Annotated in this window: 1 protein-coding gene and 1 pseudogene; one reads left to right on the top strand and one right to left on the bottom strand. The window is 63.4% G+C overall.

Annotated features, from left to right (window positions below; translation table 11 throughout):
* A partial coding sequence (locus J6497_RS40645) for a helix-turn-helix domain-containing protein (protein WP_376708352.1) occupies positions 1–374 on the top strand: 374 nt, incomplete at its 5' end.
* Between the two features lie 8 nt (positions 375–382).
* On the opposite strand, the pseudogene J6497_RS40640 reads toward J6497_RS40645, so the two are convergent.
* Positions 383–1,050: pseudogene (locus tag J6497_RS40640) on the bottom strand (IS3 family transposase); the annotation flags it as partial.

The following is a 1,050-nucleotide window of genomic DNA, read 5'->3' as shown; positions in this document are numbered from 1 at the left end:
TGATCGCTGGCCTTCTCAATCGCAACGGACTCAAAACCGGCTACGGCAACCGTTGGACTCGCGAACGTGTCACGTCGTTGCGTTCGCACCATCGCATTCCGGTCTTCCAGGCCGCCGTGGATGGCGTTGAGCCGTGGCTCAATCTCTCTGACGCCGCGCGCATCCTCAACATAGCGTCCAAGACGCTGCGGCGAGCGGCCGAGGCCGGCGAGATCAAGGCGAGCCGCCCGCTGCCGGATGGCGTTTGGATATTTGCGCGGGCCGCGCTTGCGACCGATGCCGCCAAGTCGATCGTCGAGCGGGCGCGCAACAATGTGAGACGCCCCGCGGGACCAGCTCGCGGCCAGCAAAGTCTCTTCCCTTCAACAACATAGACAAATGGGTGTTCTGATGCGCGGTTGTAAAATTCGATCCATCGGGCGATTCCGGCTTTGGCCTCGTGGCCGTCCGAATAACCCTTGAGATAGATGTCCTCGTATTTGAGCGAGCGCCACAGCCGCTCGATGAACACGTTGTCCATCCAACGCCCGCGACCGTCCATCGAGATCCTGACGCCGGCGGCGGCCAGCGTGGCGGTGAAGGCGGCGCTGGTGAACTGGCTGCCCTGGTCGGTATTGTCGCGACGATGCTTCGCATCGCGCTGAGCTCTCAGGCCGGCCGAAGCGCGCCAAGGCCTCTTCGAGCGCAGACACGCGGAACGATGTGTCCATCGTGTTCGACAGGCGCCAGGCCAGCACCGCACGGCTCGCCCAATCGATGATCGCCACCAGATACAGAAAGCCCTGGCCGATCGGCACATAGGTGATATCGGCCGCCCACACTTGATTCGACCGGTCGATCACCCTATGGCGCAGCAGATACGGGAAGATCTTGTGCCCCGGCGCCGGCTTGGTGGTTCTGGGCTTTGGTCCCAGCGCCGCGATGCCCATCTTGCGCATCAACCGCTGCACGCGCTTGCGATTGATGCCACAGCCTTCGCCATTGAGCATCGCCCTCATCCGCCGCGAGCCCAGGAACGGCCAGGCCGTGAACAGCTGGTCAATCCGCCGC

Source organism: Bradyrhizobium cenepequi (assembly GCF_020329485.1).
Classification (GTDB): Bacteria; Pseudomonadota; Alphaproteobacteria; order Rhizobiales; family Xanthobacteraceae; genus Bradyrhizobium; species Bradyrhizobium cenepequi.
Note: the sequence above shows the minus strand (reverse complement) of the source record. Positions and strands in the feature narration are given on the sequence as shown.